Source organism: Acinetobacter lwoffii (assembly GCF_024129115.1).
GTDB lineage: Bacteria > Pseudomonadota > Gammaproteobacteria > Pseudomonadales > Moraxellaceae > Acinetobacter > Acinetobacter lwoffii_T.
In genome coordinates, this window is record NZ_JAMXXO010000017.1 from 60,390 (window position 1) to 69,541 (window position 9,152).

6 protein-coding genes, 1 tRNA gene and 1 pseudogene are annotated in these 9,152 nt (G+C 43.3%); 7 read left to right on the forward strand and 1 reads right to left on the reverse strand.

Features of this window, described 5'->3' with window-relative positions:
• Window positions 1-88 precede the first annotated feature (88 nt).
• The 7 genes from NI470_RS12150 (at window position 89) to NI470_RS12180 (ending at window position 7,442) form a co-directional block, all read left to right on the forward strand.
• On the forward strand, window positions 89-2,188 hold the full coding sequence (locus NI470_RS12150; protein WP_004279748.1) for a carbon starvation CstA family protein: 2,100 nt from the start codon (window positions 89-91) through the stop codon (window positions 2,186-2,188).
• A 7-nt stretch (window positions 2,189-2,195) separates the two neighbouring features.
• On the forward strand, window positions 2,196-2,501 hold the full coding sequence (locus NI470_RS12155; protein WP_171054308.1) for a YbdD/YjiX family protein: 306 nt from the start codon (window positions 2,196-2,198) through the stop codon (window positions 2,499-2,501).
• A 435-nt stretch (window positions 2,502-2,936) separates the two neighbouring features.
• Entirely contained in the window at window positions 2,937-3,899 is a 963-nt protein-coding gene (locus NI470_RS12160; protein ID WP_253148512.1) for an AAA family ATPase, read from the forward strand.
• Between the two features lie 12 nt (window positions 3,900-3,911).
• Complete coding sequence (locus NI470_RS12165; protein WP_195724896.1) at window positions 3,912-4,817, forward strand: DUF58 domain-containing protein; 906 nt, start codon at window positions 3,912-3,914, stop codon at window positions 4,815-4,817.
• A 13-nt stretch (window positions 4,818-4,830) separates the two neighbouring features.
• Window positions 4,831-6,825, forward strand: coding sequence for a transglutaminase TgpA family protein (locus NI470_RS12170; RefSeq protein ID WP_253148513.1), 1,995 nt, complete (start codon window positions 4,831-4,833; stop codon window positions 6,823-6,825).
• Window positions 6,826-6,872: 47 nt separating this feature from the next.
• A tRNA-Val gene (locus NI470_RS12175) sits at window positions 6,873-6,949 on the forward strand.
• Window positions 6,950-7,025: 76 nt separating this feature from the next.
• A complete protein-coding gene (locus NI470_RS12180) occupies window positions 7,026-7,442 on the forward strand; it encodes a hypothetical protein (RefSeq protein ID WP_228128559.1) in 417 nt (138 codons plus the stop codon).
• A gap of 630 nt (window positions 7,443-8,072) precedes the next feature.
• Here the strand turns inward: NI470_RS12180 and NI470_RS12185 are convergent.
• Window positions 8,073-9,018, reverse strand: a pseudogene (locus tag NI470_RS12185) (sensor domain-containing diguanylate cyclase).
• Window positions 9,019-9,152: the final 134 nt, after the last annotated feature.

The following is a 9,152-nucleotide window of genomic DNA, read 5'->3' on the forward strand; positions in this document are numbered from 1 at the left end:
AACAGGCGTAAAGTCGCAAGGGAAAACAGCAGTACCTCGAACAACAACAATCACGCTGATTTGTATGCATCACAATATGAGGGATTGAATGGAAACTTTACAAAAGAAGTCGACGCTGACTTCGAAAATGATTTGGCTTTTGGTAGCCATTGTGGGTGCAGTCTCTTTTGGAGTTCTAGCACTGAGTCGGGGTGAGCATGTCAATGCAGTCTGGCTGGTACTTGCCGCCGCCTGTGTCTATAGCATTGCTTACCGTTTCTACAGTTTGTTTATCGCCACCAAAGTATTTGAGCTGAATGAACGCCGTTTAACGCCTGCGCATCGTCTGGCCGATGGTCTGGACTATGTGCCGACCAACAAAAGCGTTCTGTTTGGCCATCACTTTGCAGCGATTGCCGGTGCAGGTCCTTTAGTCGGTCCGATCTTGGCAGCACAAATGGGCTATTTACCCGGTACGATCTGGCTGTTAGTCGGTGTGGTGCTTGCCGGTGCAGTCCAGGATTTTCTGGTACTGTTTATTTCCACCCGTCGTGACGGTCGATCACTCGGTGAGATGGCCAAGCAGGAACTCGGAACCTTTGCCGGTATTATCGTGATGCTCGGTGCCTTGGGCGTGATGATCATCATTCTGGCAGTATTGGCGCTAGTCGTTGTTAAAGCACTGACTAACAGTCCATGGGGTGTATTCAGTATTGCAGCCACCATTCCGATTGCGATCTTTATGGGCATCTACATGCGTTTTATCCGCCCGGGTAAAATTGCTGAAGTCTCGATTATTGGTTTTGTCTTGATGATGCTGGGCATTATCTACGGTGAAAACATCGCACAACATCCATATTGGGGTCCGTTCTTTACGCTTTCTGGCACTGAACTCACTTGGGCACTGATCATTTATGGTTTCATTGCATCGGTACTGCCAGTCTGGCTATTGCTTGCTCCACGTGATTATCTGTCGACCTTCCTGAAAATTGGCGTGATTGCAGGTTTGGCCGTGGGTATCCTGTTTGCCATGCCTGAAATGAAACTGCCAGCGATTACCAAATTCATTGATGGGACTGGTCCTGTATTCGCAGGTTCTATGTTCCCATTCCTGTTCATTACTATTGCGTGTGGTGCGATTTCCGGTTTCCATGCCTTGGTTTCTTCAGGGACGACACCGAAACTGGTCAACAACGAACGCGATATCCGTATGATCGGTTATGGCGGTATGTTGATGGAATCTTTTGTAGCGATCATGGCTTTGATCTGTGCTGCAATTCTGGATCCAGGAATTTATTTTGCGATTAACTCACCAGCAGCCTTGCTCGGTACTACCGCAGAAAGCGCAGCAGAAGCAGTGCGAACCCTTGGTTTTGTGGTAACCCCTGAAGCCTTGAATTTACTGGCACAGGAAGTGGGTGAGAACTCGATTCTGTCGCGTACTGGTGGTGCGCCAACTTTTGCAATTGGTATGGCGCATATCATCACCGAAATTTTCAACAGTCGTGAAATGATGGCGTTCTGGTATCACTTTGCGATTTTGTTTGAAGCACTATTCATCCTGACTGCTGTAGATGCGGGTACGCGTGCCTGTCGTTTCATGGTGCAGGATACTGTCGGTATTGTGATTCCAGCAGTAAAACAATCACATAATTTCTTCGGAAACCTGTTGGGTACTGCGGTTGCAGTGGCAGGCTGGGGCTTCTTCGTCTATCAGGGCGTAGTCGATCCACTCGGCGGGATTAACAGTTTATGGCCGCTGTTTGGTATTGGTAACCAGATTTTGGCTGCGATGGCGCTCATTCTTGGTACTGTCATTCTGTTCAAGATGAAAAAACAGAAATATGTGTGGGTGACAATTATCCCGACAGTGTTCCTGTTCATCACTTCCATGACAGCAGGCTGGCAAAAGATTTTCCACGAAAATCCAAAGATTGGTTTCTTGGCGCAGGCAGATCGTTTCAACACGGCGATTGCCAATAATGAAATCCTAGCGCCAGCGAAAACTGTGGCAGAAATGCAGACGGTAGCAATGTCAAACCAGATCAATGCTGCACTCTGTGCTTTCTTTATGATTGTGGCCTTTGTGATGCTGTTTGCTGCAATTCGCGTGATCCGTCGTGCCTTGGCAAATCCTGAGCCATCTGTACATGAAGCAGAAGCGATTTATCGCGATCCTGAAGAGATTCAGCCAGCGAAAGGTCATTAAGGGGAATATTATGAATCTGAAGTTTGCCAAAAGCGGGAAAACGATGATTTATAAAATCATCAAAATGACCGTGATGTCACAAAAGGATTTAATCCTGAATCCGAAAAACTGGTCACGGATTGCGACCTTGTGGCAACGTTTGCAGCAAAGTTTCCGCCTGATGGTTGGTGTCCCTGATTATCAGACCTATGTGGAGCATATGCGCAAGCATCATCCCGATCTGGAAGCTATGGACCCGAAAACATTTTATCGCCATTGTGTGGATTCCCGTTATCCATCTGCGGGTGGTGATATGAAGAAGTGTCCGTGTTAATCATTAATTCATAGCAAGCGCCTTTCGGGGCGCTTTTTTTATCATGCAAAATTAATATGAGAAATAGACGATTCGGTTAAATCTGATGTCATTGACTGAGCTAGCTGAGAAAATTTTTATAAAAATCCAGGAAATCGCTTAAGTCTCTATACCTTTTAAGTATGATTCTTTTCAAATAGATGGATGAGCTCAGATTGGTATTTTGAGATTTGAGCGAAAAGAAAAATGATCTCTATTTGTGTCGATCATTTTATTTGTTTTCTGCGCTTCTTACTTCTTTTCAACCTGATCATTTTGACTCTTCTATTATTTAAATCCTCGCCATTTTCTAATCAGTATTTTTATTCAGTTACACAGACAGATGATTGATCTTTTGGGAAAATTTAAATTTCAGTGTATGTTAATCTTAGGCCATGTTTTATTAAGGAAATTATTGTGATCTGGGGCATGAAACAAAAGGAAAATAACGACATTGCACACATCAATACTGTGCTTGAACAAAAAATTGCAAGTTATGCACCCAAGATCCAGCGTTTTTTTGAAGAAGTTAATGCCATTGTGTTGGATAAGCAGGCCCAGACCACACTGGCACTCTGTTGTTTGATTGCAGGCGGACATGTCTTATTTGAAGATTTACCCGGATTGGGTAAAACTACATTAGCCAGCAGTCTGGCACATCTGGCTGGGTTAAAGTTCCAGCGGATCCAATTTACCAATGACATGCTGGCCAGTGATGTCATCGGTATTAACATGTTTAACCAGAAAGAACATCAGTTCGAGTTTAAACAAGGCCCGATTTTTACTCAGATTTTACTGGCAGATGAAATCAACCGTTGTAGTCCCAAAACCCAAAGTGCCTTACTCGAAGCCATGGAAGAAGGCTATGCCACCATTGATGGCGTACGCTATGCCTTACCGAAACCTTTCTGGGTGATTGCGACACAAAACCCGCTATTCCAAAGTGGTACTTACGCTTTGCCGGAATCCCAGCTAGACCGTTTCCTGATGCGTTTATCTTTGGGGTATCCATCACGCAATGCAGAAAAACTGTTATTACAGCAGGAATCCCGTTTTGCCCTGATTGCAAGTCTGGCGCATATTTTTACCGAAGATGAAATTCTGGATCTGCAAAGTCTGACGCATCAGATATTTATCAGTGAAGCGATTCAGGAATATTTGCTTGATCTGGCAGAAGAAACCCGTAAAAGCTGTCATGGACTTTCTACGCGTGGCCTTCTGGCCTTGAAGCGCGCAGCACAAGCGTATGCTTTGATTCAGCAACGTGCTTTTGTCACACCAGATGATGTGCAGGCTGTATTTGTCGCGGTGACTTCGCATCGTCTGGGGTTAAGTGAAGCTGAAACGTTTAATGTGATGCAACAGGTTGCGGTCAGCTAAAGGAGTCCTCTCTTGGATAAAACCTGGCAAAAATGGCTGGCCAAGCGCTTTCAATTCTCACAGCAGAAACAGCTCTCGCAGAAAGATGTCTTGGTATTTATTTATCAGCAGGGCTATCTGTATCTGGTGTTGATCTTCATAACCTTTGTAGCCGGGGTAAACTATGCCAATAACCTGATTTTAGGTTTCTGCTTTTTAATCAGTGCGGTGCTATGTATCAGTTTTTATCTGACTTTCAAACAATTGCATGACCTGAAAATTGAGTTGATCGCGGATGATGTCGGGCAGGTCGGTCATAGCGTGAATTTGCATCTTTATTTTCAACAACAGCAACTTCGCCCCCGTTATTTGTATATCAAAGCAGGGAATCAGCTAGCGAAAGTTTATCTGAATGCAGCAAAGCAGCAATTTATTCTGCCATTTTATGCAGAGCAACGTGGCAAGTTTGATTACCCGGTGATTCAGATTTATTCGGTTTATCCCTTCGGGTTAGTTCGAGCCTGGACCTATCTTTATCATCAGCATTCGGCCTGGGTCGCGCCTAAAGCTGAAGTTTTTAGCACAGAAAATAAATATCACTTTAACCGTTTTGAACCGGATATGGATGAGTTTCGTGAATTGCGCAATTACCAGTCAGGTGATTCCTTGCAGGCGGTGTCCTGGAAGCAGTTTGCGCGTGGACAAGGCCTGTATGTCAAAGTCTTTGAGCAATATGAGGATGAACACAGTATCGAGATTCATTATGCACATATGCCGAGTCAGTCACATGAAGAAAAACTTGAATTTGTGATGGGTCTGGTCGAGCAGTGCGAGCAGCAGCAATGTGCGTATAGTCTGCATTTGCCACAGGCCGAATTGCCTCAGGGCGCAGGTGAAGAACAACTGCGGAAAGCCAAACAATTGTTGGCGCAGGCCTAAGGCGGGTAAATTCATGATCAATGCAAAAATCCGTACCTCGATTGTGCTGACTTTGGGCCTGATTCTCATCGCCCAGATGGCATTTATTCCGGTTCTACTCAGTATTATTTTTGCGATTAGTATTGTATGTATCTGGATTTTCCTGAAACGTCAGCAGCCATTTCCCAAAACGGGCACTTTTCTACTGACGGCTTTGGCACTCGGCAGTATTTATTTGAGCCATCATAGTTTTATTGGTGTTGAGGCTGGGGTAGCAGTTTTATCTACTTTTTTATTTGCTAAATCACTGGAAAGTAAAAATAAACGTGACCTGATTATTCTGTTTAATTTTGCCCTGTTTGTTGCTGCCAGCTCATTCCTATATAGCCAATCTTTTGGGATGGCGATTGTGATCGTGCTGTGTTTAATCAGCTGTCTGATTGGTTTGTACCGGATTCAGACTAGCGATTTTGAGCAGGAGCAGATCACTCAGCGCGCAGCATTGCAACAGGATGCCAAACATGTGGGCAAGTTTATCTTGTACGCTGTTCCATTTTTTATCTTGCTGTTTATTTTCTTTCCGCGCTTGCCACCACTTTGGCATATTCCCATTCCTGAAAATAAGGGTGTGACCGGCATTGGCGATAGTATGTCACCTGGGGATATTGCTGAATTATCCCAATCCAGTGCCCTTGCTTTCCGGATTATTGGTGATATCAGCAAGCTTCCGCCACGCTCAGAACTCTATTGGCGAGCCTTGGTGCTAGATGAATATGATGGGCAACGCTGGACCAGCAGTTTCGTCAATCAGCAGCCTTTAATGCGACAACCGATGGATACTTCACCCGTACCTACAGGCTGGAACTACCAATATCTGGCTGCGGATCCTTCGGTGTTCTGGATCATGGGGTTGGAAAAATCGATACCTGTGGAACGCCGTTATTATAACCGTCAGGATTGGAGCATTGTGCCGAGACGGCTCACGCAACGTGTTGAACCGATTTCGTTACAATGGATCGGAACGGGATATGACCCTCAGGCTTTGCCAACGCAATATATCGAAAGAACGAATACTCAGGTGCAGCGCCGACTTGACCCGAGAGCGCAACAATTAGCACAACGTCTATATGCGCAAAGTGCGGAAGATCCTCAGCGTTATGTGCAGCAAGTCTTGAACTGGTATCATCAGAATAACTTTGTTTATACCTTGAAGCCGGGTCAATTGGGGCAAAACAGGATTGATGAATTCCTGTTTAATTCCCGGCAAGGCTTTTGTGAACACTATGCCTCGAGTTTCGTGATGCTGATGCGTTATGTCGGGATTCCTGCACGGGTCGTCACCGGCTATCAGGGTGGGGAGTTGGCACCAGATCGTATGAGCTGGGAAGTCCGACAGCTCGATGCGCATGCCTGGACAGAGGTCTGGATTGACCAGAAATGGCAACGCTTTGATCCAACCGCAATGATCACTCCACAGCGTATAGATGATGGTATGCAAAATCTGCTTTCTCAGGATGCATGGGTATCGGCAAATCAGTCGACCTGGAACTCGCAGCATAATCTATGGATCACCAAACTACGCGTTTGGAGCGATTATGCCAGCTACCAATGGCAAAGTAAGGTGGTGGGTTATAATGCAGAATCACAACAGAGCTGGTTATCAAAATTAGGACTCGGTTCAGTTTATTCGAGTGTCATAATTTTGCTGGGCAATATTGTGCTACTGATTTTGGCCTATGTCTTCAGAATTTATCTGAAAGCCCGACAGGCTCAATCTCCATTAGATCGCGCTATTCAGCAGCTGAATCAATCTTTAGCTGACGATCTCAAAAAACAGTCTGCTGAAACTTTTCATCACTGGATGCAGCGTTTATCTCAACAGGTTCAGATTGAAAACCAGACTGCCTTTATTCAAGCTATACAGGTTTTTGAAAAAAATCTTTATTCGGGAACCCCAATAACTGAACAAGAATTGAAAAAATTCAAGGATTTGCTTAAAACTTGCGCGGACGTTTTAAAAACTAAATGAAAAGGCTTGTTTTCGGTCGGAAAAATTTATAATATGCCAAGCATTCTAGGTGTATAGCTCAGTTGGTTAGAGCGCTACGTTGACATCGTAGAGGTCAGCAGTTCGAGTCTGCTTATACCTACCAAGATTCTAAACGTTATGTTATAAGGGTTTTAAGCGAAAACAGTAGCTTAAAGCCCTTTTTTAATGCCTTGAGTAAAGTGAGCCGTTATCCGCACTATCTGCAAAACCCGTATTTTATGCAGTTATTGCCGTTAAATTTACGTCAAGTTTACGTCAAGAATTTTGGAAATTACGTCATGAAATTACCCAAGCCCAGAAAGCGCGGTTCGGCCTACTACATTGAACTAATGATCAATGGAAAACGTTCTTCAGCAACTCGTGATACCGCAAAAGAATGTGAGCAAGGGGTAGCTCAAAAGATGCTTGAAGCGAAGGTCAATCAGATGGCGGAAGACTTGAGCATAAAACAGTACTATCCCTTCAAAACACTTTTTCATAAATACTATGATGAGCATGGCCGTAAACTTCGCGGATCCAAATACGTCAAAGAACAATTAGCGCCGTTTGATGAAAAGTTTGGTGCACTGGCAGATATGTCTATTCATGACATTTAGCTTAAATATTTCAGCTCAAAGTGCCGCAAATTAATAAATTGATTGAAGTGCTGCACTTGCGTTGTACTCGGCTGGAATAGGCTGATCAGCCACAGGCAGATTCGCAGTGTAGGTTCAGTCAATTTTTTATCACGCACAGCGCTTGCTTCATGCTAGATGACATCTTCTAGGGTTTGCGCATCGTAAGATGTTGCTGATGCTGATATGCCTTAAAGAAGAAGGGTAAGAGCAGATAGATCTGTATAAATGTTTGGGCCTGCAGCATTTCGGCTTGTATGACTTTTTTACGTTGGTCACTACGGCGCTCGCTGGCGAACTTAAGGTTTTTTGGCATGGACTTTTATTATTTTTATAATCAGTCTTCATGATAAAAGTAAATTGTTGATCCTAACCGTTTGATCAAAAACCTGGGAATAAACTGCAGGATTTTTGTTGGAAAAGTCGCAATTTTGATAGGGCTAAGTGCAGAATTAAAACGGATTAAAGCTCTTAATGATATGAAAAATAATAGTTTTTATTTCAAAAAAATCTCTAGGGTTTTCGGTTATATTGAATTATTTCAATAGTACATCTTCAGATTGTAGATAAGGCCTTACCAGATACAAAGACTGCATCGGGTAAGTAGTTTAATTAATGGCTACTCGATTTGACCATAACTTTATTCTGATACATCTTTGCATCTGCTATCTTTGATAGCTTCAGCTAACCCAAAGGTTGGATTACGCATTGCAAAGCCAATTGCAGCACTAATTCCAACTTTTGTAAAAGTATTTTGAATTCTTGATGCAAGCTTCTTCGCATGCTCTAAGTTAGTTTCAATGGTCATCACAGCAAACTCATCACCTCCTAAGCGAGCGATAATATCATTACTACGTACCGTGTTTTTGAGAGCTAAAGCCATTCTTTGAATGAGCTCATCACCTGCAGGATGACCCAGAGTATCATTTGTGATCTTAAGATCATTAAGGTCTATCATAAGAATAGCAGTAGGGTGACCATAACGCTTACAGCGCTCTTCCTCTTTGATAATAAGCTCATCCCAAGCACGACGGTTGAAAAGTCCAGTCATTGGGTCGGACATTGCTTCTATTTCAAAACGCTCAGCTTTACGTATGTACTCAGCAGCTTTCATATCAGCTTGAATCGTATAACTGAGTACCTTTGCTATCAACTCGAATAATGGAGCATCTTCAACAAGAATTTTAGGTTGAGGTTCGGGATCAATTGCACATAGAGTGCCAAAAAGAGAGCCATCTTCTTTATACAGAGGTTGGCCGATATAGGCTTTAATTGAGACTAGGTGATTTATAGGTGCATCTGCGTAAACTTGAATATCAGGTGAATAGGGAGCAATACGAGGCATATTACTTTGTACCATGTGTGAGCAGAATGAGTCTGCCCAATGAAATACTTGTCCGGGCTTAACGTTATAGCCATTATCTTCACTCAATAATACAATCCAGTCGTCACCCTCAGTACGAGTAATCATCCACAATTTGAAGCCAAAGCGTTGAGATAAGAATTTTAAAATGGCTTGGCCAGCTTCTTCAAAGTTCTTAAAGTTAATATTATTCATGAAGTGAACCTACTGCAACAGTAAGAATATATATGCGAAATACCCAATAGATCTCTTGCGAAAGTTAATTCAAGAGCATCCAATTCACCATTCCAACAATTAAATTCATTCTTAGACCAAATCGTTTCCGTCTA